At 60.0% G+C, this 22,100-nt stretch carries 21 protein-coding genes; 6 read left to right on the top strand and 15 right to left on the bottom strand.

The features are described from left to right. The first annotated feature begins 27 nt into the window (after positions 1-27). A complete protein-coding gene (locus J4E42_RS13665) occupies positions 28-405 on the top strand; it encodes a hypothetical protein (protein WP_008032995.1) in 378 nt (125 codons plus the stop codon). Between the two features lie 176 nt (positions 406-581). Here J4E42_RS13665 and fadD1 read toward each other — a convergent pair whose 3' ends face one another. After that, the gene (gene fadD1, locus J4E42_RS13670) at positions 582-2,282 is read right to left on the bottom strand and encodes a long-chain-fatty-acid--CoA ligase FadD1 (protein ID WP_008038583.1); all 1,701 of its coding nucleotides are present in this window, start codon (positions 2,280-2,282) and stop codon (positions 582-584) included. A 383-nt stretch (positions 2,283-2,665) separates the two neighbouring features. Then, positions 2,666-4,354: a long-chain-fatty-acid--CoA ligase FadD2 gene (fadD2, locus tag J4E42_RS13675; RefSeq protein WP_008032992.1), complete on the bottom strand. Its 1,689-nt coding sequence runs from the start codon at positions 4,352-4,354 to the stop codon at positions 2,666-2,668. A 215-nt stretch (positions 4,355-4,569) separates the two neighbouring features. Here fadD2 and J4E42_RS13680 point away from each other — a divergent pair, with 215 nt between their 5' ends. Then, positions 4,570-5,514: an alpha/beta hydrolase gene (locus J4E42_RS13680; RefSeq protein WP_008032991.1), complete on the top strand. Its 945-nt coding sequence runs from the start codon at positions 4,570-4,572 to the stop codon at positions 5,512-5,514. Between the two features lie 41 nt (positions 5,515-5,555). Beyond that, a complete protein-coding gene (locus J4E42_RS13685) occupies positions 5,556-6,026 on the top strand; it encodes a MaoC family dehydratase (RefSeq protein WP_008032990.1) in 471 nt (156 codons plus the stop codon). A gap of 121 nt (positions 6,027-6,147) precedes the next feature. On the opposite strand, the gene J4E42_RS13690 is transcribed toward J4E42_RS13685, so the two are convergent. The 4 genes from J4E42_RS13690 to J4E42_RS13705 all read right to left on the bottom strand — a co-directional run bounded on the left by J4E42_RS13690 (position 6,148) and on the right by J4E42_RS13705 (position 9,825). Next, positions 6,148-7,008 carry an efflux RND transporter periplasmic adaptor subunit gene (locus J4E42_RS13690; RefSeq protein WP_207285446.1) on the bottom strand — a complete coding sequence of 287 codons (861 nt, stop codon included), beginning with the start codon at positions 7,006-7,008 and terminating at the stop codon, positions 6,148-6,150. A 10-nt stretch (positions 7,009-7,018) separates the two neighbouring features. After that, positions 7,019-7,225 (bottom strand): DUF1656 domain-containing protein, encoded by a 207-nt coding sequence (locus J4E42_RS13695; protein ID WP_207285447.1) that lies wholly within the window; start codon positions 7,223-7,225, stop codon positions 7,019-7,021. Beyond that, positions 7,212-9,200, bottom strand: a complete 1,989-nt coding sequence (locus J4E42_RS13700) for an FUSC family protein (protein WP_207285448.1) — start codon at positions 9,198-9,200, stop codon at positions 7,212-7,214. The genes J4E42_RS13695 and J4E42_RS13700 overlap by 14 nt, the downstream gene beginning before the upstream one ends. A 157-nt stretch (positions 9,201-9,357) precedes the next feature. Beyond that, entirely contained in the window at positions 9,358-9,825 is a 468-nt protein-coding gene (locus J4E42_RS13705) for a PA2169 family four-helix-bundle protein (RefSeq protein ID WP_207285449.1), read from the bottom strand. Positions 9,826-10,029: 204 nt separating this feature from the next. Here J4E42_RS13705 and J4E42_RS13710 point away from each other — a divergent pair, with 204 nt between their 5' ends. After that, complete coding sequence (locus J4E42_RS13710; protein WP_003213031.1) at positions 10,030-10,266, top strand: DUF3820 family protein; 237 nt, start codon at positions 10,030-10,032, stop codon at positions 10,264-10,266. A 9-nt stretch (positions 10,267-10,275) separates the two neighbouring features. After that, complete coding sequence (locus tag J4E42_RS13715) at positions 10,276-11,457, top strand: aminotransferase class V-fold PLP-dependent enzyme (protein WP_207285450.1); 1,182 nt, start codon at positions 10,276-10,278, stop codon at positions 11,455-11,457. A 2-nt stretch (positions 11,458-11,459) separates the two neighbouring features. Here J4E42_RS13715 and J4E42_RS13720 read toward each other — a convergent pair whose 3' ends face one another. From J4E42_RS13720 to zwf, 4 genes are all read right to left on the bottom strand, one after another. Next, the gene (locus J4E42_RS13720; protein WP_207285451.1) at positions 11,460-12,185 is read right to left on the bottom strand and encodes an intradiol ring-cleavage dioxygenase; all 726 of its coding nucleotides are present in this window, start codon (positions 12,183-12,185) and stop codon (positions 11,460-11,462) included. 266 nt (positions 12,186-12,451) lie between these two features. Next, positions 12,452-13,117, bottom strand: a complete 666-nt coding sequence (locus tag J4E42_RS13725) for a bifunctional 4-hydroxy-2-oxoglutarate aldolase/2-dehydro-3-deoxy-phosphogluconate aldolase (RefSeq protein ID WP_008032978.1) — start codon at positions 13,115-13,117, stop codon at positions 12,452-12,454. Between the two features lie 17 nt (positions 13,118-13,134). Next, complete coding sequence (gene pgl / locus J4E42_RS13730) at positions 13,135-13,848, bottom strand: 6-phosphogluconolactonase (RefSeq protein WP_008038595.1); 714 nt, start codon at positions 13,846-13,848, stop codon at positions 13,135-13,137. Continuing rightward, positions 13,835-15,304: a glucose-6-phosphate dehydrogenase gene (gene zwf / locus J4E42_RS13735; RefSeq protein ID WP_008032976.1), complete on the bottom strand. Its 1,470-nt coding sequence runs from the start codon at positions 15,302-15,304 to the stop codon at positions 13,835-13,837. The genes pgl and zwf overlap by 14 nt, the downstream gene beginning before the upstream one ends. A 242-nt stretch (positions 15,305-15,546) precedes the next feature. On the opposite strand from zwf, the gene J4E42_RS13740 reads away from it, so the two are divergent. Continuing rightward, on the top strand, positions 15,547-16,407 hold the full coding sequence (locus tag J4E42_RS13740) for a MurR/RpiR family transcriptional regulator (RefSeq protein WP_177318169.1): 861 nt from the start codon (positions 15,547-15,549) through the stop codon (positions 16,405-16,407). Positions 16,408-16,536: 129 nt separating this feature from the next. On the opposite strand, the gene J4E42_RS13745 is transcribed toward J4E42_RS13740, so the two are convergent. The 5 genes from J4E42_RS13745 to J4E42_RS13765 form a co-directional block, all read right to left on the bottom strand. Next, positions 16,537-17,391: a D-hexose-6-phosphate mutarotase gene (locus tag J4E42_RS13745; protein WP_008038602.1), complete on the bottom strand. Its 855-nt coding sequence runs from the start codon at positions 17,389-17,391 to the stop codon at positions 16,537-16,539. 114 nt (positions 17,392-17,505) lie between these two features. Beyond that, complete coding sequence (locus J4E42_RS13750) at positions 17,506-18,852, bottom strand: carbohydrate porin (protein WP_008038605.1); 1,347 nt, start codon at positions 18,850-18,852, stop codon at positions 17,506-17,508. A 173-nt stretch (positions 18,853-19,025) separates the two neighbouring features. Beyond that, a complete protein-coding gene (locus J4E42_RS13755) occupies positions 19,026-20,186 on the bottom strand; it encodes an ABC transporter ATP-binding protein (protein WP_207285452.1) in 1,161 nt (386 codons plus the stop codon). Positions 20,187-20,190: 4 nt separating this feature from the next. Continuing rightward, complete coding sequence (locus J4E42_RS13760; protein WP_008032971.1) at positions 20,191-21,036, bottom strand: carbohydrate ABC transporter permease; 846 nt, start codon at positions 21,034-21,036, stop codon at positions 20,191-20,193. Next, positions 21,029-21,937: a carbohydrate ABC transporter permease gene (locus J4E42_RS13765; protein ID WP_008032969.1), complete on the bottom strand. Its 909-nt coding sequence runs from the start codon at positions 21,935-21,937 to the stop codon at positions 21,029-21,031. Before J4E42_RS13765 ends, J4E42_RS13760 begins: the two co-directional genes overlap by 8 nt. Positions 21,938-22,100: the final 163 nt, after the last annotated feature.

Here is a 22,100-nt window from a genome sequence, read left to right on the forward strand (position 1 = left end):
CTGAAGATCCAATCCCGTAGGAATGTTATGAAACTCGATAAAAAGCAGGCCATTGCCCGCAGAAACCAGGAACTCGGCGGTGCTGTGCTTGGCGTCAACAACTGCCATTTCGCCGAATTGAACCGTAACCGCAACATCTGGTGGTTCGATCTCCCGGTGGCGCGCCTGGCCATTGGTCAGTACGAATGGATTCACCTGCTGATGCACACGCCGGACACCGACGAACTGCTGCACCTGAAAGTGCCGACGGTGTTCCTGCGCGAGAAGCTCGAAGGGCTGGTGGTGCGTAACCAGGGCAAGCGCAAGGCTGCGCTGAGCCTGGAACTGAGTGCGGACAAGGATTCGTACCTGCAGGACATGCGCCCGGCGGGCACCAACGTCAATTTCGCGCCGTTCCGCCAGTAACCCAAAAGAAAGGCAAAAGCTTCGCGAGCAGGCTCGCTCCCACAGTTGATCGCATTCATCCTGATAGAACGCGGACAAAAATGTGGGAGCGAGCCTGCTCGCGATGGCAATCGATCAGACAACGAACCTTTCAAGTCAGCCAACAAAAAGCCCCGCATCTGCGGGGCTTTTGTTTGTTACGCGCCTACTTTCTTCGCGTTGATCTTCTTCAGCTCTTCATCACGCAATTCCCGACGCAGGATCTTGCCAACGTTGGTCGTCGGCAGCGCATCGCGGAACTCGACGGCTTTCGGCACTTTGTAGCCGGTGACGTTCGCACGCATGTGCTCCATCACTTGCTCTTTGGTGAGGGTCACGCCCGGTTTGGCGACGATGAAAATCTTGATCGCCTCGCCCGACTTCTCGTCCGGCACGCCGATGGCCGCGCATTGCAGCACGCCCGGCAGGGTCGCGAGCACGTCTTCGAGCTCATTCGGGTACACGTTGAAACCGGACACCAGGATCATGTCTTTCTTGCGATCGACAATGCGCATGTAGCCGTCAGGCTGGATCAGCGCGATGTCACCGGTCTTCAACCAGCCTTCGCTGTCGAGCATTTCGTCGGTGGCTTCCTGACGCTGCCAGTAGCCCTTCATCACCTGCGGACCTTTCACACACAGTTCGCCGATTTCACCCAACGGTTGTTCAACGCCGGCATCGTCGATGACTTTGCACAGGGTCGACGGCACCGGAATGCCGATGGTGCCGATCTGGATGTTCTGGATCGGGTTCACGGTGGCCACCGGGCTGGTTTCGGTCATGCCGTAACCTTCGCAGATGGCGCAACCGGTGACCGCTTTCCAGCGTTCGGCCGCGGCCAGTTGCAGGGCCATGCCGCCCGACAGGGTGACTTTCAGCGCCGAGAAATCCAGCTTGCGGAAGCCTTCGTTGTTGCACAGGGCCACGAACAGCGTGTTCAGGCCGACGAAGCCGCTGAACTTCCACTTCGACAGTTCCTTGACCATCGCCGTCAGGTCGCGCGGGTTGCTGATCAGGATGTTGTGGTTGCCGATCAGCATCATCGCCATGCAATGAAAGGTGAAGGCATAGATGTGGTACAGCGGCAGCGGCGTGATCAGGATCTCGCAACCTTCATTCAGGTTGGAACCCATCAGCGCCTTGCACTGCAACATGTTGGCGACGAGGTTGCGATGGGTCAGCATTGCGCCCTTGGCCACGCCGGTGGTGCCGCCGGTGTATTGCAGCACTGCCACGTCGCTGCTGGCCGGGTTGGCTTCAGCCACTGGCTGGCCATGGCCCTTGCTCAACACGTCGTTGAACTTGATGGCTTTGGGCAAGTGATACGCCGGGACCATCTTCTTCACGTACTTGATGACGCTGTTGATCAGCAGGCGCTTGAGCGGCGGCAGCAGGTCGGCGACTTCGGTGACGATGACGTGCTTGACGCCGGTTTTCGGCACGACGGCCTCGGCCAGATGCGCCATGTTGGCCAGGCAGACCAGGGCTTTGGCACCGGAGTCGTTGAACTGGTGTTCCATTTCCCGCGCGGTGTACAGCGGGTTGGTGTTGACCACGATCAGCCCGGCGCGGATGGCACCGAACACAGCGACCGGGTACTGCAAGACGTTGGGCAGTTGCACGGCGATTCGATCGCCCGGCTGCAAGTCGGTATGCTGTTGCAGGTAAGCGGCAAAGGCACCGGACAATTCGTACAGTTCACCGTAGGTGATTGTCTTGCCCAGGTTACTGAATGCCGGCTTGTCGGCGAAGCGTTGGCAGGACTGTTTCAACACTGCCTGAATATTCGGATACTCGTCCGGATTGATGTCGGCAGCAATCCCGGCAGGGTACTTATCCTTCCAGAAGTCTTCGATCATGGAAGCCCACTCCTCAGCAACGCGAATTCAAATACCGCATTTGATGCGATTATTATTGGTGTTTGATTATTGGTGAGTCTGGGCTTTTTACAGAGGCCGAGAGGTCACAAAGCGCGCCGAGAGTAGCAGCTTTGCCAAGGGCCGACTAGAGCCAAAAGCGGCCTCTACAGTCACATTAGTGACTCAAGAATGACAAGCGGTCATTTTAGAGCAAAAAACCTATATGTCGCTGAAAGCCCCGAAAATCGGGGCCTCCGCCTTAAAAGCATCGCGGGCAAGCCTCGCTCCTACAGGTTTTGTGTCGTTCATGACCTTATGAACAACACTGACCTTGTAGGAGCGAGGCTTGCCCGCGAACCGCGCGAAGCGCGGCCATTTATCGGTTACGCGATATCCCGCAACTCCCGCCGCAGAATCTTGCCCACCGGCGTCATCGGCAACGACTCACGCAACACGATGTGCTTGGGCACTTTGTACGCGGTGAAGTTTTCCTTGCAGTAAGCCTTCAACTCTTCAAGGCTGACCCCCGATTCACGCGCCACCACAAACAACTTCACCGCCTCGCCCGAACGTTCGTCCGGCACACCGATGACGGCGCAGTTGGCGACTTTCGGGTGAGCCATCACCACGTCTTCGATCTCGTTCGGGTACACGTTGAAACCCGAGACGATGATCATGTCTTTCTTGCGATCGACGATGCGCACAAAACCGTCCGGGTCGATCACAGCAATGTCGCCGGACTTGAACCAGCCTTCGGCATCCAGCACTTCGGCGGTGGCTTCGGGTTTCTGCCAGTAGCCCTTCATGATCTGCGGGCCCTTGATGCACAGTTCGCCGCGCTCGCCCAACGGTTGCTCGACGCCCTCGTCGTTGATGACTTTCAGCGTGGTGCCCGGCACCGGCAGGCCGACCGTGCCGATCCGCGATTTGTCGCCGTACGGGTTGGTGCACGCCACCGGCGAGGTTTCGGTCAGGCCGTAACCTTCGGTGATGCGGCAACCGGTCAGTTGCTCCCAGCGCTCGGCGGTGGCCTTGACCAGCGCGGTGCCGCCGGAGTTGGTGAGCTTGAGGCTGGAGAAATCCAGGGTCTTGAAGTCCGGGTGGTCCATCAACGCGACGAACAGCGTGTTGAGCCCCAGCAACGCCGAGAACCGCCAGTTTTTCAGCTCCTTGATGAAGCCCTTGATGTCTCGTGGGTTGGTGATCAGCACGTTGTGGTTGCCGGTCACCATCATGCACATGCAATTCGCCGTGAATGCATAGATGTGGTACAGCGGCAGCGGCGCGATCATCACTTCCTGCCCTTCGCGCAACAACGGCTGGCCGTCAGCGCCGAACTGGCCGAGGCAGGCGCGTGCCTGCTGCATGTTCGCCACCAGGTTGCCGTGGGTCAGCATCGCGCCCTTGGCCAGCCCGGTGGTGCCGCCGGTGTATTGCAGCACGGCGATATCGTTGAGGCCGGCGTTCAACGGCTTGATGCCCAGGCCCCGGCCCAGACGCAGCGCGCTCCTGAAGGAGATCGCCTGCGGCAAAGCGTAGTCCGGGACCATTTTCTTGACCTTGCTGACCAGCGTGTTGACCAGCCAGCCCTTGGCGGCAGGCATCAGGTCGCCCATCTTCGCTTCGATCAGGTACTGGATGTCGGTGTCGGCCAGCACTTCCTGGACCTTCTGCCCGAACACGTTCAGGTAAACCAGTGCCCGGGCACCGGAGTCCTTGAACTGATGACGCATTTCCCGCGCGGTGTACAGCGGGTTGGTGTTGACCACGATCAGCCCGGCGCGCAACGCACCGAACACGGCAATCGGGTAATGCAGGACGTTGGGCATCTGCACCGCGATGCGATCGCCGGGCTCCAGGTCGGTGTGGGCTTGCAGGTAACCGGCGAACGCGGCGCTGTAGCGTTCCAGTTCGGCGTAGGTCAGGGTGACGCCCATGTTGCTGAAGGCCGGGCGGTCAGCAAATTTTTTGCAGGAACGCTCGAACACCTCGATCACCGACTTGTAAGCCCCTTGTTCGATGTCCAGGGGTACGCCGGCCGGGCGTTTGTCATTCCAGAAATCAGGTTGCATTGTTCTTGTCCTCTTTACCTGAACCTATCCGGGGCCGCTTTTGTGTCACCTTTGAAAAAGCGGAGCTTCACGGACACTAGCAGCTATGGCGAATCAGGCAAATATGCCAACAACCGTCATTGACCGTGTGAATCTCGGTGCCGTGGTGCGGCCTGATCAGACGGCAAGCGCAGGATGCGCTATACAATGGGCCGAGCCCATGCAAAGGAATCGCCATGATCCACGACACCTTCTGGCTGACCGCGAGTGACCGCAGCCGCCTCTTCGTCAACCAGTGGCTGCCCGCAGCGCCGTTGAAAGCGGTGATCCTGCTGGCCCACGGCATGGCCGAACACAGCGGTCGCTATGCGCGCCTGGCAGAAAAGTGCTGCGCACAGGACTACGGTGTGTACGCGCCGGACCTGCGTGGACATGGCAAAACTGCCGAAAACGGGACACTCGGTCATTTCGCCGACGACGATGGCTGGTGCAAGGTGGTCGGCGACCTCGCCAGCCTCAATCAGCACATTGGCCAGCATCATCCCGGCGTGCCGATCGTGCTGCTCGGCCACAGCATGGGCAGCTACATCGCCCAGGCTTATCTGCTGCATCACAGCGCCAGCCTGCACGGCGCGGTGCTCAGCGGTTCGAACTTCCAGCCCGTGGCGCTTTATCGCGCGGCGCGGCAGATTGCCCGCCTGGAACGACTGCGCCAAGGGCCGAAGGGCCGTAGTGCGCTGATCGAATGGCTGTCGTTCGGCTCGTTCAACAAGGCCTTCAAACCGGCCCGCACCCGGTTCGACTGGCTCAGCCGCGACCCGGCGGAGGTCGATCTGTACGCCAACGACCCGCTCTGCGGCTTCCGCTGCACCAACCAACTGTGGATCGATTTGCTCGGCGGCTTGCAGCAAATCAGCAAAGCGTCCAATCTCGCTCAGATCGATCCGGGCCTGCCGTTGCTGGTGATAGGCGGTGAATGTGATCCGGTGAGCGAAGGCAAGCGTCTGAAAGATCTGGCCGATGCGCTACGCGCCGCGGGCAGCCAGAGCCTGCAACTGACGATTTACCCGCAGGCACGGCACGAACTGTTCAACGAGAGCAACCGCGATGAGGTGACGGCCGATGTGCTGGGCTGGATCGCACAAGCCCTGAGCCACCGCCGCCCGCCCCGATCCGAATAGTTTTTTTGTGGTTTTTTTATTTGTCACAGGAATTGAAACAGATGACCCAGGTTACCAACACCCCGTACGAAGCCCTCGAAGTCGGCCAGACCGCCAGCTACAGCAAGACGGTCGAAGAACGTGACATTCAGCTGTTCGCCGCCATGTCGGGTGACCACAACCCGGTGCATCTGGACGCCGAATTCGCCGCCGGCACCATGTTCAAGGAACGCATCGCGCACGGCATGTTCAGTGGCGCGTTGATCAGTGCTGCGGTTGCCTGCGAGTTGCCTGGGCCGGGGACTATTTATATCGGTCAGCAGATGAGCTTTCAGAAGCCGGTGAAGCTTGGCGACACGCTGACGGTGCGCCTGGAGATTCTGGAGAAGTTGCCGAAATTCCGTGTGCGCATTGCCACCCGCGTGTTCAACCAGCGCGATGAGTTGGTGGTGGATGGCGAGGCGGAGATTCTGGCACCGCGCAAACAGCAGACCGTGACGTTGACTAGTCTGCCGGCGATCAGCATCGGCTAAGTACGGCGCTCAACTGTAGGAGCCGGCTTGCTGGCGATGCGTACGCCTCGGTATCTCAAGGAAACCGCGTTGATCCCATCGCCAGCAAACCGGCTCCTACAGTGGCTGCGATCTTTTGATCTTATGGTCCTTCCTGCACCTGCACACTCGCCGTCATCCCCGAACTCAAATTGATCCCCTCGGGCACCTTGTCCAGTTTGATTCGCACCGGAATCCGCTGCGCCAGTCTCACCCAGTTGAATGTCGGTTCCACCTCCGCCAACAACTGTCCATCCGGTGTGGTGTTGCGATCGGTAATGCCGCGACTGATGCTTTCCACCTGCCCTTCCAGCACCTCGCCCGCGCTCATCAACCAGACCTTCACCGGATCGCCGACGCGAATCCGCGGCAGTTTGGTTTCTTCGAAATACGCCTGCACATAAAACGTTGAATCATCGATCAACGCCATCACCGGTTGCCCGGCATTCACGTAATTGCCCTGGGCCAAGCGCAGGTTGGTGATGTGGCCGCTGCGGGGCGCGTGGACCTGACTGCGGGCGAGGTTGAGTTCGGCGACCTTGGCTTCGGCCTGGGCTTCACGCAGTTCGCCACGAGCGATGCCGGCGTTGATTTGCGCATTCTCGCGCAGCTCGGCACTGATCGCTTGCGGGCCGAGGCTGGCGCGGCGGCTGGCTTCGCGCTCACGCAGGTTGAGTTGCTGTTGACGGGTCTGCACCACCGCTTGCGCCTTCTCCAGCGCCGCTTCGAAACGGTCGCGGTCAATGCTCAGCAACAGATCGCCGGCCTTCACCGGCTGGTTGTCGAAGGCCTTGAGTTCACGCACCCAGCCCGACACATCCGGGGCGATGACCACCACGTCGGCACGAATCCGCGCGTCCCGGGTCCACGGCGTGAGCATGTAGTACTGCCACAAATGGAAACCGGCAAAAATCGCCAGCGCCACCAGGCACAGGGTTACCGCGACACGCACGGGTGTACGCATGTTCAACTCCTTATAAAGGTCCGAGGACGACGGTGATCAGGGTCAATACACAGACGTACAAGGCGCAATCGAATAACGCTTCGTGCCAGATCCAGCGACCGGCCGGGGTCAGGCGCAACAGCAGGCGCAAGCCCCCGGTGACCAGCAGCGCCAGCACCACATAAATCAAAAACGGACTGAGCAGCACACCGCCCACCGACCATTCACGCAAGCCCATGGCTTTGCTCCTGTTGATGGCACCAGGCGCGCCAGCTGTTCTGCAATTGCAGCACCGCGCCCTGGGCCAGTTTCACCGGGTCGCTGGGTGGCAACGCGTACAAGGTTTTCAGGAATTCTTCGCTGGGTTGTTCCAACGCATCCGCGCAGTGGCCGGCCGGGCCTTGTTCGAGGATGTTTTCCAGTTGTTCGAGATAACGCCGCTGCGCGGCATTGACCGGTGCCTGCGCCGCCGCCAGGCTCAAGCGCAAATGCAGCAGCTCGTCACCAATATCGAGACCGAGCAAGCCGTCGTCCCAGCGGCTGCGCGCCGGTTCCGGCAGCTCCGGGTAGTGCCGCGCCAGTTGCAGCAAGCGGTCGGCCATGCGTCCGCCGAACCAGCTTTCGGCACCGCGCAGGTTGCGCCGGGTCAGGCGCACCAGGTCGTTGAGGGTCGCCGCCAGCAAACGCCGACCGTGCCACGTCGGGTTGCGCAGGATCAACAAGTGGAAGGCCAGCACCGCCGCACCGACGCCCACCACCATGGCTTGAGCGCTGTTGAAGAACGTCGCGACATCAAACTTCATCGCGTTGAGCGGTGACACCAGCACAATGAAATGCAGACAGAACGACGTGGCCGTGGCGCCGATCTGCGGCCTGGCCATGCCCAGCGCACCGAAAAACAATGGCACGCCCATGCCCATGCAGAGCAGCGCAAAACCACTCCATTGCGGCAGCAGAATCTGCCCGACGAAAAACGCCGCCGGGATCGCCAGGAAAATCCCGCGCATGAAACTCATGCCGATTTGCGCGCCGTTTTCGCGACTGGCGAACAGGCTGCACACCACACACGTCAGCACTAATGCGCCCGATGCGGCGGGCCATGCAGTGGCCAGCCAGAAACACGACACCACCAGAAACGCCAAGGCACTGCGCGCGCCGAACACCAGCGCCAACGACAGGTCGCGGTGCGGTGTCAGGGTGCGCGGCGGGTCGACGGTTTCCTTGCCCTCCTCCACCGCCGTCAATGCCGCGCTCGCCGCCATCGCGGTATCCATCAGCAAGGTAAAACGGACCAGACAGTAACTCTGCGCAGAGCTGATCTGCGGGTCATGGCTGGCGTCGAGCAAGCGCGGGCGCAAGGTTTGCAACATTGCGGTGTCCGGGCTGGCGAGCGCTTGCTGAACCTCGCTCATCCACGGCATCAATTGCTCGGCTTCCTGCGGTTCAAGCTGCTTCCACTGCCGGCGCACCGAGCGCGCAATGCGCAGCAACATCAACAGTTTCTGGCTCAATCCGCTGATGGCCCGCGCACGTTGCCGGCCCAGCCCGCCTTCGAACCAGGCATGTTCGCGCTGGGCATCCACCGCGACGATGCGGCCGAGGATTTCCAGCAGCCCCTTGCGCGCCTGACCGTCGCCGGCCAGGGTTGCGCGTGCGGCACTCATCCCACTCTGCCACGCCGTTCGCGCCTGATCCGCCAGTTGCCGTTCGACGCGCATCGGCCATAGCAGCGCGCTGGCGGCGGTGGCGCAGAGAATGCCCAGACAGATTTCCGTGCAGCGCGCCACGGCTTGGTCAAACACCGTCAGCGGGTGGCTGATGGCGGGCAATGCGATGATCGCCACCGTGTAACCAGCCAGCACAAACGAATAGGACCAGGCACTGCGCAGCAGCGTCGAACTCGCCGTACACAACCCGAGCCACAACGCCAATGCCAGCAGAAACAGCCACGGCGTCTGGGCGAACAGGCCCATGAACACCACCGACATGAACGTCCCGATCAGCGTCCCCAGCAGCCGCGCCAAACCCTTTTGCACCACCATCCCGGACAACGGCTGAGCGACGATGAACGCTGTCATCAACGCCCAGGCCGGTTGCTCAAGGCCCCAGCGCAATGCCAGCCAAAGTGCCAGGCCGCCACCGAGTAACGTCTTGATCGCGAACTGCAAGGCGCGGCGGTCAGGCGCGAATAAAGCCTGCAAAGTGATAGGCACGTAAAGCACTCTTGAAAGGACGATTTAACGATAGTCGGGTTCATCGAAGTGACCGGTAAATCAAATTATTAGCTGGCTATCTATCAGGCGTCCAGCGCTAAAACCCAGGCACAAAAAAACGCCAGGCTGGCTGGCGTTTTTGACAGGCTTTGCGTGCTTACGAGCGTGCGCGAGCCTGGTTGCGCAGGGCTTTCACCTGATCGTGATTGCGTTGCACGCCGTGATACTGACGTTCAACCAGGTCACGAATACCCACCAGGTTGTGCTTGTTGATTTTCTCGATGGCTTCTCGGTAAGCCTTCAGTGCATGGTCTTCACCGCGTTCGGCTTCGTTCAGCACGGCCTCTTCGTCCTTGCCGGTGAATACTGATTTCACGTCGACCCAGCGGCGGTGCAGGTCACCACTGACGCTGGTGGAAGTTTCCGGATCGCCGCCCATCGAACGCACCGCAGCCTGCAGTTCGGAAGCCGCAGTGGCGCAGTCGGTCGAGCGAGTGATGAACAGTGTTTTCAGTTCTGGATGCTTGATGTCTTCAGCGCAGGTCTTGAACCCTTCCTGACCGTCTTTGCTGGTTTCAATCAGGTCGTTGAGTACAGAGATCGCTTCTTTATTAATGTCGGTCATTTTTCAATTCCTTGCGGGTTGATGAAAGATGCAATAGGTATTGCACCCTGCATGCCAGCCTTGAACTGATAATTTATTTGTTAATTTTCAACAACTTAGTTTTAAAGAGAAAATCTGTATCCGTTTTTTTTGCATGATCTGTCAATTGGCCTGCATGCAGAATGCCTGTATTTTCCAAGGCTGTTGAATCAAGACGATCGATTGATGAACCCTGAAAAACTCGAACTGCTGATTACCCGCGAAATGCCCTTCGGCAAATACAAGGGCCGCATCATTGCCGACCTGCCCGGCCCCTACCTGAACTGGTTTGCCCGGGAAGGTTTCCCCCATGGCGAACTGGGTGGGCTGCTGGCCCTGATGCAGGAAATCGATCACAACGGCTTGTCGGAACTGCTTGAACCGCTGCGCGCCAAACACGGCAAACCCGCCCCTCGCCACTGAGCCGTCCCCATGCCCGATAACACCCGCCGTGCCCGTGATGAAATGTTCTGGCAAACCTTTGCCGACCGCTATGCCGTCGAACCCGGCCCGATCAACCTCGAGAACGGTTACTTCGGCCGCATGTCGCGCACGGTGATCGAGGAATACCAGCGCAACATCGAACTCATCAACCGCGGCAACTCGGTGCATGTGCGCCAGCGTTTCGAACAGGGTGAAAACCTGGCGATCGTGGGACGTCTCGCCGACCTGATGGGCGTAACAACCGAATCCGTCGCCTTCACCCGCAACGCCTCGGACGGCTTGCAATCGCTGATCCGCAATTACAATCGCCTGCAACCCGGTGACCAGGTGCTGATCTGCGACCTGGAATACGACACGGTCAAAGGCGCCATGCGTTGGCTGGCCCGGCATCGCGGCGTGGAAGTGATCGAGATCGAGCACGCCCACCCCGCCAGTTTCGACAGCCTGCTGGCGACTTACCGCGACGCCTTCGTGCGTTACCCAAAGCTCAAATTGATGGCCCTGACTCACGTCACTCACCGCACCGGCCTGGTGATGCCGGTGCAGGCGATTGCGGCCGCCGCCAGGGAACACGGGATCGACGTGATCCTCGACGGCGCCCATGCGCTCGGCCAGATCGAGTTCAGCCTCGATGACCTCGGCATCGCGTTCGCCGGTTTCAACCTGCACAAGTGGATCGGTGCGCCGCTGACCCTGGGCTTCATCTACATCGCCCCGGAGCGCCTTGCCGACATCGACCCGGACATGGGCGAGATGCATTTCCCGATCACCGACATTCGCGCCCGCACGCCGTACAGCACACCCAACATCCCGGCGTTGCTGACCCTGCCGCTGGTGTTCGAAGAACATCGGGCGATGGGCGGTTCTGCCGCCAAGGGCGCCCGGCTCAATTACCTGCGCAACCGCTGGGTCAACGCCGTACGTGACTTGCCGGGCATCGACGTCATGACCCCGGACGATCCGCGACTGTATTGCGGCATCACGTCGATGCGCTTTACCCGGCATGCCGACCAACAAGCAATGGCCGGGCGGCTGCTCAAGGACTTCAACCTGTTTACCGTGGTGCGCAGCGGCGCAGCGAGTGGCCCGTGCATCCGCATCACGCCGGGGCTGACCACCACTGCAGCAGACATGGATGCGCTGAGCGAGGCACTGAACGAGCTGCGCTGACGTCACACGGTGTACTTGTCAAAGTCCTCCGGCTTGAGCTGTGATGAAATCGCGAACGTGTCGATGCCAATGGTCATCTGCCCGAAAAAACCGTCTTCTTTCGAATCTCGACCGAGGGCGTGAATGTTCAGGGTCGAGGCTTCGCCACCCATGGTGGTGTAGAAATGGTCCTCGTCGTTGGTCAGCGCGGTGACGGTTCGGCCGCTGTATTCCCTGGCATTGAGCACCGAACGCGAAGCCACTTCGGGGAAGTACAGCTGGCCGACCCAGGCAACGTGGCGCTCTTCGAGATAGTTGTTGCCGGCGGTCACGCGAATCGCGACGTGTATGTGCAGCGCGCGACCGGCATAGAACCCAGGATAGATCGTGGTGAAACGCACGATGCCCTTCTGGTCGGTGAATTGCCCGCCGCGCAGATACGTTTCGTCGTCGGTACGCGGGATCGCGCCGATATCGCCGACATCGACTTCCTTGTCCGGGTTGACCTTGCTCCACCCCGAATAGGCGCCGCGGGCATTGCAATGCCAGATATCGACGATGGCCCCGTTGACGGGCTCACGGGTCATTGCATCGATGATCGTCAATCGCAGCACCAGCGGAATACCGTCCAGGCCTTCGCTGATGTTTCGTCTGATCAGTTTCGGGTTGCGAAAATACGGACCGGCGATCTGTTCGGGTGACAGCAGGTAAGCCGGTTGTGCGGATGTCACTGAGGTGTTGTCGTCCATGACGTTCTCTCTTCCATAAGATGAACGCAGGTTAACGCGGGACCGGCGGCGAGATGCGGTAACTATGTATCGCATGATGTCCTTGTAGGAGCGAGGCTTGCCCGCGAAGGCGTCGATACAGTCAGCATCGGATGTGACTGGACTGACGCCTTCGCAAGCAAGCTTTGCTCCTACGGGGGCTTTCTTTGGGCAAAAAAAAAACGGTGCACCGACCAAGCGCACCGTAAAGCCGTAGAACACACAACGAAGTGTTGGGTAAAAGCAGGTCAGTCCAGCAGCGCCAAGGCCTCGGCAGTGCATTCCTGAATGCGGGCCCAGTCGCCGTTCTTGATCCACTCCGGATCAAGCATCCAGCTACCGCCCACGCACATCACGTTTTTCAACGCCATGTAGCTCTTGATATTGGCCGGGCCGACGCCGCCAGTCGGGCAGAATTTCACTTCGCCAAACGGGCCGCCCAAGGCTTTGATTGCCGCAACGCCGCCGCTGACTTCCGCCGGGAACAGCTTGAAGCGGCGATAGCCCAGACCGTAGCCTTCCATGATGCCCGAGGCGTTGCTGATCCCTGGCAGCAGTGGAATCGGGCTGGCGACACTGGCTTCGAGCAGGTCACGGGTGATGCCCGGCGTCACGATGAATTGCGAACCGGCGGCTTCGGCAGCGGCCAGCATCTGGCGATCGAGCACGGTACCGGCACCGGTCACCAGTTCCGGACGCTGCTCGCGCAGGATCTGGATGGCCTTGAGGCCGAACTGCGAACGCAGGGTCACTTCCAGGGCTGTAAGACCACCGGCAGCCAGGGCGTCGGCCAATGGCAGCACGTCCTGTTCGCGAGCGATGGTGATCACCGGCAGAATCCGCGCCTTGGCGCAGAGGCTGTCGATCAGGGCAACTTTGTCCGCCATGGAAACGGTCGGGGATGGGGTTGTCATAGCGGCTGTTCCTTGGCTCATGGGCACCAGTAAATCTCTAACGTGGGTTGCAGAAACGCGCGGATCGGCATTTCGGCGACATCGTCACCGGCCAGCGCGAAACTCAGGGTGGTCAGCTTGGACTGACCGGAAATCGACAGAATCTTGTGTTTGGCCGAGGCCAGCAGCGCACGACTCATGGTCAGGCGCTGATGCGGCACGGTTGGCGCCAGCATCGGGTAGCAACGACGCTTGCCGTCGGTTTTCAAGGCATCGGCCAGGTTCGGGCTGTTCGGGAACAGCGACGCGGTGTGGCCGTCATCGCCCATGCCCAGCACCAGCACGTCAATCGTCGGCAGCTCGGCGAGCAGGCGATCAGCCTGTTCGGCCGCTTGCTCCAGGTTCGCGGTGGCGCTGTACAGGCTCAGGAACTGAGCCTTGGCCGCCGGGCCTTGCAACAGGTAACGCTTGAGCAGCCCGGCATTGCTGTCGGCATGTTCAACCGGCACCCAACGCTCGTCCGCCAGGCTGACCACCACGTTCGACCAGTCCAGCGTCTGCTTGGCCAGGTGCTGGAAAAACGCCACCGGACTGCGCCCGCCGGACACCACCAGCGTGGCCGTCCCTCGAGCATCGATCGCCTCGCTCAGTTGCCTGGCCACCTGCAGTGCCAGGCCTTCGGCCAGCAGCACCGGGCTTTTGAACGCATGGGCGCTGACGCCCTGCGGCAATTGCAAATTAGATATCGCCATACCACGACCTCCCGTCCCGCGTGATCAGAGCAATGGAGCTCATTGGTCCCCAGGACCCGGCCGCGTACGGCTTGGGCGCATCACCGGATTTTTTCCACCCGGCGATCAACTGGTCACACCACTTCCACGCGGCTTCGATTTCATCTTTACGGACAAACAGGTTCTGATTGCCACGCATCACTTCCAGCAACAACCGCTCGTAGGCATCGGGGATCCGTGCGCTGCGCCAGGTGTCGGAAAAATTCAGCTGCAACGGACCGCTGCGCAGCTGCATGCCCTTGTCCAGGCCTTGTTCTTTGGTCATCACACGCAAGGAAATGCCTTCGTCCGGTTGCAGGCGGATAATCAGCTTGTTGCTGATCTGCAGGCGCTGCTCCGGGGCGAAGATGTAGTGCGACGGTTCCTTGAAGTGGATAACGATCTGCGACAGCTTTTGCGGCATGCGCTTGCCGGTACGCAGGTAGAACGGCACGCCGGCCCAACGCCAGTTGCGGATGTCGGCACGCAGGGCGACGAAGGTTTCGGTGTCGCTCTGGGTGTTGGAATTCGGTTCTTCCAGATAGCCGGGAACTGATTTGCCTTCGCTGTAACCGGCGATGTACTGACCGCGCACCACTTGCGTGGTCAGGCCTTCCGGGCTGATCGGCGCCAGCGCCTTGAGCACTTTGACTTTCTCGTCACGGATGCTGTCGGCGGACAGGTCGGCCGGCGGGTCCATGGCGATCAGGCAGAGCAGTTGCAACAGGTGATTCTGGATCATATCCCGCAGCTGACCGGCCTTGTCGAAGTAGCCCCAGCGGCCTTCGATCCCGACCTTCTCGGCCACGGTGATTTCCACGTGGGAAATGTAATTCTGGTTCCACTGGGTTTCGAACAGGCTGTTGGCGAAACGCAGGGCGATGAGGTTTTGAACGGTCTCTTTGCCCAGGTAGTGGTCGATGCGGTAGGTGCGGTTCTCCGGGAAGAACTGCGCCACGGCGTCGTTGACCTTGCGCGAGGATTCGAGGTCCGAACCGATAGGCTTTTCCAGCACTACGCGGGTGTTCTCGGCCAGACCGACCTTCGCCAGGTTCTCGCAGATCGCGCCGTAAACGGCGGCCGGCGTGGCGAAATAGGCAATCACCCGCTGGGCGCTGCCGGCCAGTTCGGCCAGGGCGAGGTAATCGTCAGCCTTGAGGAAATCGACGTGCAGGTAGCTCAAACGAGACAGGAAGCGCTCGACCACCGCCTCGTCCAGCTCTTTGGCACCGACGTAGCGGCGCAGCTCGGACGCGATGAACGCCAGATGCTCCTGTTCGCTACCGGGCTCACGGGCCAGCGCGATGATGCGCGTGTCCTCATGCAGCAGGCCTGCGCCATCGAGTTGATAGAGGGCAGGAAACAGCTTGCGCAGGGCCAGATCGCCAAGCGCGCCGAACAAGGCAAAGGTGCACGGTTCAACCGTAATCGAAGGCATGATGTTTGTTCTTTTATCAAGTTAAGCTACAAATACCTTTTTTCAAGGCATCGCTCAAGAGAAAATGTAGTAATAACCACAACATTTTCGCAAAATACAGATTCCGAGTGGTGGTCGGTTGGAGCCATCAGTAGGATAGGCCACCGCTTGGGGCCCTATCAAAGGCCCAATTTGCATAGCAACACCCTTATTTGCATCGCAGTGCACTCTTGTAGGTGCACCAAGGAAATCATATGGACCGCGTGCGAAATTTACTGGAACAGATCCAGAATCGCCTTGAAGACCTGAACAAGGCGGAACGCAAAGTCGCCGAAGTGATCCTGCTCAACCCACAGCAGGCCACCCGGTTCAGCATCGCCGCCCTCGCCCAGGCCTCCAAGGTCAGCGAGCCGACGGTCAACCGTTTCTGCCGTTCGTTCGGCGTCAGCGGCTACCCGGAACTCAAGCTTCAGCTCGCCCAGAGCCTGGCCAGTGGCGCGGCGTATGTCAGCCGTGCGGTCGAGGCCGACGACAATCCGGAAGCCTATACCAAGAAGATTTTCGGCAGCGCCATCGCGTCGCTGGACAGTGCCTTGCAGGCGCTGGACCCGAACCTGATCAGCCGCGCCGTCGACTTGCTGATCCAGGCCCGGCAGATCCACTTCTTCGGCCTCGGCGCCTCAGCCCCGGTGGCGCTGGATGCGCAGCACAAATTCTTCCGCTTCAACCTGGCCGTCACCGCCCATGCGGACGTGCTGATGCAGCGCATGATTGCCTCGGTGGCCCACACGGGCGAGTTGTTCGTGATCATTTCCTACACCGGCCGCACCCGCGAGCTGGTGGAAGTGGCGCGTATCGCCCGGGAAAACGGTGCATCGGTGCTCGGCTTGACCGCCGAAGGTTCGCCGCTGGCCAAGGCCAGTACCTTGAGCCTGAACATTCCACTGCCGGAAGACACCGACATCTACATGCCGATGACTTCGCGGATCATTCAGCTCACCGTGCTGGACGTGCTGGCGACCGGCATGACGTTGCGCCGTGGCGTGGATTTCCAGCCGCATTTGCGCAAGATCAAAGAAAGTTTGAATGCGAGCCGGTATCCGATTGGGGATGAGTTTAATTAATCAGGTTTGAGTAGTTTGTCGGCTGATAGTCCGTCTTCGCGGGCAAGCCTCGCTCCTACAGGTTCAGGGTGACCTGTAGGAGCGAGGCTTGCCCGCGAAGAGGCCAGCGGCAACACCGCGAACCCTGAACTAAACCCCCACCCGCGCCTGCAAACTCAAATGCGCCTTCTGCCCCGGTGCCAGGCTCAGGCTATCGGTCCCGCCGCTCGCCGCTTCCACACACACAAACTCGGAAATCTCGTTCCAGCTCACGCCCAATAGCGGACGCGTCCCCGGATGCCAGACCACTGTGTCCGCATCATCCCCGGTATCGATGCACAACTGCCGCTGCCAGGCGTGGTCCTTGAGCTGCAATTCGCCGTCATGCTGGAACACCCGCTGACAGCCACCCTCTACCCGCAACTCGCCTTCCTGCTGACAAACCTGGCGGTTCAACTGATCGTAACCTTGCGCCCCGTCGAGCCCAGACAGCGCTATCTCACCGACATCACCAATACGCCAATAGGCGTGCAATGCCTGACTCAATTGGCACGGCAGGCTGTCCTGATGCTCGGTGCTCAGGCGCAACTCCATGCGTTCGCCAAGGTGCGCATGCAGGTCCACTTGCCAGTCGCACAACTGCAATTGCCAGTGCAGGCGCACGCCGTCATCGTCATGACGGCTGTCGAGCAGCTTCCAGTCCAGCAAGCGTGCCCAACCATGGGACGGCCAGGCGTTTTCGCTCGGATGGCGGCCATACCACGGCCAGCACACCGGCACGCCGCCGCGAATCGCACCGACATGCGGCCACTTCGCCGCGCACCAGAGCCAGGGCTTCTGGCCCTTGGGCTGAAAGTGCAGCAACTGCGCGCCCTGACGACTGAACACCGCCTGACACAGCGGGTGATCGATCACCAGAACGTCGCGCATCTGATAGCGCTCCCACGCAAACACCGGACGTTCGCGCAAGGATTTGAAGAAGCGTTGTAGCGGATGCTCATGCATGTGCCACGGTCCTGAAAATCAGCTGTCACCGGGGTGCGCCGCCCCCAAAAAAAAGCGGACAGCCTGGGCTGTCCGCAAAAATGCGCACATAGAGAGGAGCTTATCGCAACAGCGTTAGAACACCGACTGAATTTTCAGGCCGGCGACCAGCGCGTTATCGACTTCATCCACACCGCCCGGGTGAGTGATGTATTGCAGGTTGGGACGCACGGTCAGCCAGTTGGTAACGTGGAAGCCGTAGTTGATCTCGTAGTTGTATTCGGTGGTACGCAGTGGCGAGAACCGTGGATCGTTGTAGTCCGTGACATTGTTGGCGGCGTTGACCAGCTCGGCGTTTTTCTTCACGTCATCGTTGACATGAATACGCGCGAAACCGATACCGACGTCATCTTTCGGACGGGCATCGAACGGGCCTTTGTACACAAACATCAACGACTGGTAGTTGTCGACGAAGTTGGTGTCCTTGTCGTGGAACGTGGCGTTGGCCGAAACGGTCAGGCCGCGGCTCTTGTCACCGTTGTGGTCGGTCAGCTGTTGCTGCGCCACGAACCAGTAGCCGGACTTGCTGTCGTGGCTGCGGTAAGCGTTGCCGCTGGTGGCAGCATCAGCACCGTTGTCGTCTTCACGAACGTCATCGGCATCGGCCGTGCTTTTGTAGTAACCGACACGGTATTCGCCCGGCAGGTTGTTAGGGTTAGGCAACCAGACCAGTTCGACCGGCAGGACGGTGCCGTTGGTACCACTGCCGCTGAGCTTGAAGCCGTTACCGTGCTCCAGTTGCGACGTGTTCTGGTTGTACGCGCCGATCTGCGCATAGAACTCAGGCGAGATGTTGTACTTCACGCGGACCGCAGCCTGCATGACCGGCCAGTTGTACCAGATGTTGGTCGCCCAGTTACCCACCTGGGAACCGCAGAACGCCAGGTTCTGGAACTCGCAAGGGAAGGTGTTGAAGTCTTCGCCTTCGCCGAAGTAACCGGCCTTGACGTCCAGTTTGCCGTCGAGAAACTGGTGCTTGATCCACAACTGGGTCAGACGGACCATATGGCCGCGACCGTAGACTTCCTGGGAGGAACTCAAGGTGCCGGCACGCGGGTCGCCGACACGGTCATTGGAGATGTTTTCGCCGTTACGGTTGGTCAGCTGGATCTTCGCCTGGGTGTTATCCCAGCCCCACAGTTTTTGCAGGTCCAGTGCCACGCCCAAACCAAACTGGTCGGCATAACGCGCTGTCTTGTCGTCGTTGAAGCCGCCGTGAAGGTTGCTGCCCACTTCACCGACGTAGTCCATTTTGATGTCGATGCCTTGCTCGATCAGCTTGGTCCGCTCACCACCCCAATCACCGGTCATCCATTCGGAATCGGCGCTGAACGCGTCAGCCGCGTGCACACTACCGGCCAACATCATTGCCGCAATTGCCGACAACTGGCAGATAAGCTGAGCGTTGTTGTTCTTCTTCATCCCTACATCCTCGTTTTATTGTTATTAACTGTTTTTATCTAACGCGGTTACATCGGTTGCGATGCGCGACAGGCCGCCCACCGCATATCCCCCCTGTAGGAGCCAGGCTTGCCGGCGAAGGCGTCACTGAAATCGCTTTCGCTGGCAAGCCTGGCTCCTACAGTTTTTGATCTTCAGCGGTTTTTGAACTGGGTGACGTTGGCGCTGTGAACTTCGGTTTTTGGCAGACCGGCCACCCCCAGGCGCTCCCCGGTCTTGGCATCGAACAGCAGCACTTTCGATGGATCGAATTGCAGGGTCAGTGTCTCGCCCACGGCCGGCGCAACGTCCGGTGCCAGGCGGCAGCAGACTTTGGTGTCGTTGAGATTGACGAATACCAGCGTGTCCGGACCGGTCGGTTCGGTGACCTGCACTTCGGCGCGAATGGTCGGCAAACCATTGGCCTCGCTGCCCGCCAGCACGATCTGCTCAGGGCGCATGCCGAGGATCACTTCGCGATCTTCCAGACCGGCGTCCTGCATGCCCAACGGCAATTCGCAGCGCGCCTGACCGCTGTCGAGCAGCGCCAACAGACGACCGTCCTTGCGTTGCAAACGCAGGGGAATGAAGTTCATCGGCGGCGAACCAATGAAGCTCGCCACGAACAGGTTGGCCGGGTTGTTGTAGATGTCTTTCGGCGTGCCGAACTGCTGAATGATCCCGTCCTTCATCACCGCCACTTTGTCGCCCAGCGTCATCGCTTCGATCTGGTCGTGGGTCACGTAGACCGTGGTGGTTTTCAGGCGCTGGTGCATCAGTTTCATTTCGGTGCGCATCTCGACGCGCAGCTTGGCGTCGAGGTTGGACAGCGGTTCGTCGAACAGGTAAATCTTCGGCCGACGCGCCAGGGCACGGCCCATCGCCACACGCTGTTGCTGACCACCGGAGAGCTGGCCGGGCTTGCGGCTCAGCAGGTGCTCGATCTGCAATAGCTTGGAGACGCGAGCGACTTCTTCGTCGATTTCGGCGGCGGGCATTTTGCGAATCTTCAGGCCGAAGGCGATGTTGTCGCGCACGCTCATGGTCGGGTACAGCGCGTAGGACTGGAACACCATGGCGATGTCGCGATCCTTCGGGCTCATGCCGCTGATGTCGGCGTCATCCACCAGGATCGCGCCGCCGCTGATGGTTTCCAGGCCGGCGATGCAGTTCATCAGCGTGGATTTACCGCAGCCCGACGGACCGACCAGGATCAGGAATTCCCCGTCATCGATCTTCAGTTCGATGTTTTTCAGGGTGTCCGGCAAACCGGCGCCGTAGGTCTTGTTGACGTTGCGTAATTCGAGAGTTGCCATGTTTCTACCCCTTGACCGCGCCGGACGTCAGCCCACGCAGGAAATACTTGCCAGCGAATATGTAGACCAGCAGTGTCGGCAGCCCGGCGATCATCGCGGCGGCCATATCAACGTTGTATTCCTTGGCCCCGGTGCTGGTGTTGACCAGGTTGTTCAGGGCCACGGTAATTGGCTGGGCATCGCCACTGGCGAAGACCACGCCGAACAGGAAGTCATTCCAGATCTGGGTGAACTGCCAGATCAGGCAGACCATCACGATCGGGATCGACATCGGCAGCAGGATCTTCCAGAAAATCGTGAAGAAGCCTGCGCCGTCCAGGCGTGCAGCCTTGACCAGCGCATCCGGGATGCTCACGTAGTAGTTACGGAAGAACAGCGTGGTGAACGCCAGCCCGTAGACCACGTGCACCAGCACCAGACCGGTGGTGGTGTTGGCCAGGCCGAACTTGCCGAGGGTGAACGAAGCCGGCAGCAGCACGGTCTGGAACGGCAGGAAGCAGCCGAACAGCAGCAGGCCGAAGAACAACTGCGAGCCACGGAAGCGCCACATCGACAGCACGTAGCCGTTCATGGCACCGATGAAGGTCGAGATAAAAACCGCCGGCACGGTGATTTTCACCGAGTTCCAGAAGTACCCGCCGACCACGTCCCAGGCCTTGATCCAGCCGATGCCGTCAATGACGGTCGGCCAGCTCAGCAGGTTGCCGGTACGGATGTCTTCCGGGGATTTGAAGCTGGTCAGCAGCATCACGATCAGCGGAATCAGGTACACCGCAGCGGCCAGCAGAAGCGTGGCGTAAATCGCGATGCGGCTGAAACTCAGCGTTGGTTTTCCGAGTTGATTAGTCATGGCGTTTGCCTCGCAGCTCGGAGTACAGGTACGGCACGAGGATGGTCAGCACGGCACCGAGCATCAGCATGGCGCTGGCCGAACCGATGCCCATCTGGCCACGGCTGAAGGTGAAGGAATACATGAACATCGCCGGCAGGTCGGACGAGTAGCCGGGACCGCCCGCCGTCATCGCCGCCACCAGGTCGAAGCTCTTGATCGCGATGTGCGCGAGGATCATGAAGGCGCTGAAAAACACCGGGCGCAGGCTCGGCAGGACGATCTTCAAATAGATGGTCGGCAGGCTCGCACCGTCGACTTGCGCGGCACGGATGATCGATTGATCGACACCGCGCAGACCGGCCAGGAACATCGCCATCACAAACCCGGAGGCTTGCCACACGGCAGCGATCACCAGGCAGTACACCACGCGATCCTGATCCACCAGCCAGTCGAGACGGAAGCCTTCCCAGCCCCAGTCACGCAGCATCTTGTCCAGGCCCAGGCCAGGGTTGAGCAGCCATTTCCAGGCCGTACCGGTGACGATCATCGACAGCGCCATCGGGTACAGGTAAACGGTGCGAATGAAGCCTTCCTTGCGAATGCGCTGGTCCAGCAGCACCGCGAGGAACACGCCCAATACCAGGCTGATGCCGATGAACATGCCACCGAAGAGCGCGAGGTTCTTGCTCGCGACCCACCAGCGATCGTTGTCCATCAGGCGCATGTATTGCTGCAGGCCGACCCATTTGTAGCTCGGCATGAAGCTGGAATTGGTGAAGGACAGTATGAATGTCCAAATGATGTAACCGTAGAAACCAACCAACACGATGAGCATGCTTGGCGCGAGTACCAACTTGGGTAACCAGCGTTGCAGCGCATCGAACGGTGAGGCTTTGCTGAAAACCGCCACAGAGCTCATCGGGATAATCCATTGGAGAAGTGAGTATCTGTAGGAGCGAGGCTTGCCCGCGAAGGCGGCGTAACTGTCGACAACTCTGTTGAATGTCAGACTGCTTTCGCGGGCAAGCCTCGCTCCTACAAGGGGAACGGTCCCAGAAAATTGCCGCAGGCGAGCCTGCGGC

The sequence above is a fragment of the Pseudomonas sp. FW300-N2A2 genome, from assembly GCF_017351735.1.
Taxonomy (GTDB): domain Bacteria; phylum Pseudomonadota; class Gammaproteobacteria; order Pseudomonadales; family Pseudomonadaceae; genus Aquipseudomonas; species Aquipseudomonas migulae.

Bases quoted from the DNA above. Each gene is read 5' to 3' on its own strand.
- J4E42_RS13665 (WP_008032995.1), top strand. From the start codon at position 28: ATGAAACTCGATAAAAAGCAGGCCATTGCCCGCAGAAACCAGGAACTC.
- fadD1 (WP_008038583.1), bottom strand. From the start codon at position 2,282: ATGATCGAAGACTTCTGGAAGGATAAGTACCCTGCCGGGATTGCTGCC.
- fadD2 (WP_008032992.1), bottom strand. From the start codon at position 4,354: ATGCAACCTGATTTCTGGAATGACAAACGCCCGGCCGGCGTACCCCTG.
- J4E42_RS13680 (WP_008032991.1), top strand. From the start codon at position 4,570: ATGATCCACGACACCTTCTGGCTGACCGCGAGTGACCGCAGCCGCCTC.
- J4E42_RS13685 (WP_008032990.1), top strand. From the start codon at position 5,556: ATGACCCAGGTTACCAACACCCCGTACGAAGCCCTCGAAGTCGGCCAG.
- J4E42_RS13690 (WP_207285446.1), bottom strand. From the start codon at position 7,008: ATGCGTACACCCGTGCGTGTCGCGGTAACCCTGTGCCTGGTGGCGCTG.
- J4E42_RS13695 (WP_207285447.1), bottom strand. From the start codon at position 7,225: ATGGGCTTGCGTGAATGGTCGGTGGGCGGTGTGCTGCTCAGTCCGTTT.
- J4E42_RS13705 (WP_207285449.1), bottom strand. From the start codon at position 9,825: ATGACCGACATTAATAAAGAAGCGATCTCTGTACTCAACGACCTGATT.
- J4E42_RS13710 (WP_003213031.1), top strand. From the start codon at position 10,030: ATGAACCCTGAAAAACTCGAACTGCTGATTACCCGCGAAATGCCCTTC.
- J4E42_RS13715 (WP_207285450.1), top strand. From the start codon at position 10,276: ATGCCCGATAACACCCGCCGTGCCCGTGATGAAATGTTCTGGCAAACC.
- J4E42_RS13720 (WP_207285451.1), bottom strand. From the start codon at position 12,185: ATGGACGACAACACCTCAGTGACATCCGCACAACCGGCTTACCTGCTG.
- J4E42_RS13725 (WP_008032978.1), bottom strand. From the start codon at position 13,117: ATGACAACCCCATCCCCGACCGTTTCCATGGCGGACAAAGTTGCCCTG.
- pgl (WP_008038595.1), bottom strand. From the start codon at position 13,848: ATGGCGATATCTAATTTGCAATTGCCGCAGGGCGTCAGCGCCCATGCG.
- zwf (WP_008032976.1), bottom strand. From the start codon at position 15,304: ATGCCTTCGATTACGGTTGAACCGTGCACCTTTGCCTTGTTCGGCGCG.
- J4E42_RS13745 (WP_008038602.1), bottom strand. From the start codon at position 17,391: ATGCATGAGCATCCGCTACAACGCTTCTTCAAATCCTTGCGCGAACGT.
- J4E42_RS13750 (WP_008038605.1), bottom strand. From the start codon at position 18,852: ATGAAGAAGAACAACAACGCTCAGCTTATCTGCCAGTTGTCGGCAATT.
- J4E42_RS13755 (WP_207285452.1), bottom strand. From the start codon at position 20,186: ATGGCAACTCTCGAATTACGCAACGTCAACAAGACCTACGGCGCCGGT.
- J4E42_RS13760 (WP_008032971.1), bottom strand. From the start codon at position 21,036: ATGACTAATCAACTCGGAAAACCAACGCTGAGTTTCAGCCGCATCGCG.
- J4E42_RS13765 (WP_008032969.1), bottom strand. From the start codon at position 21,937: ATGAGCTCTGTGGCGGTTTTCAGCAAAGCCTCACCGTTCGATGCGCTG.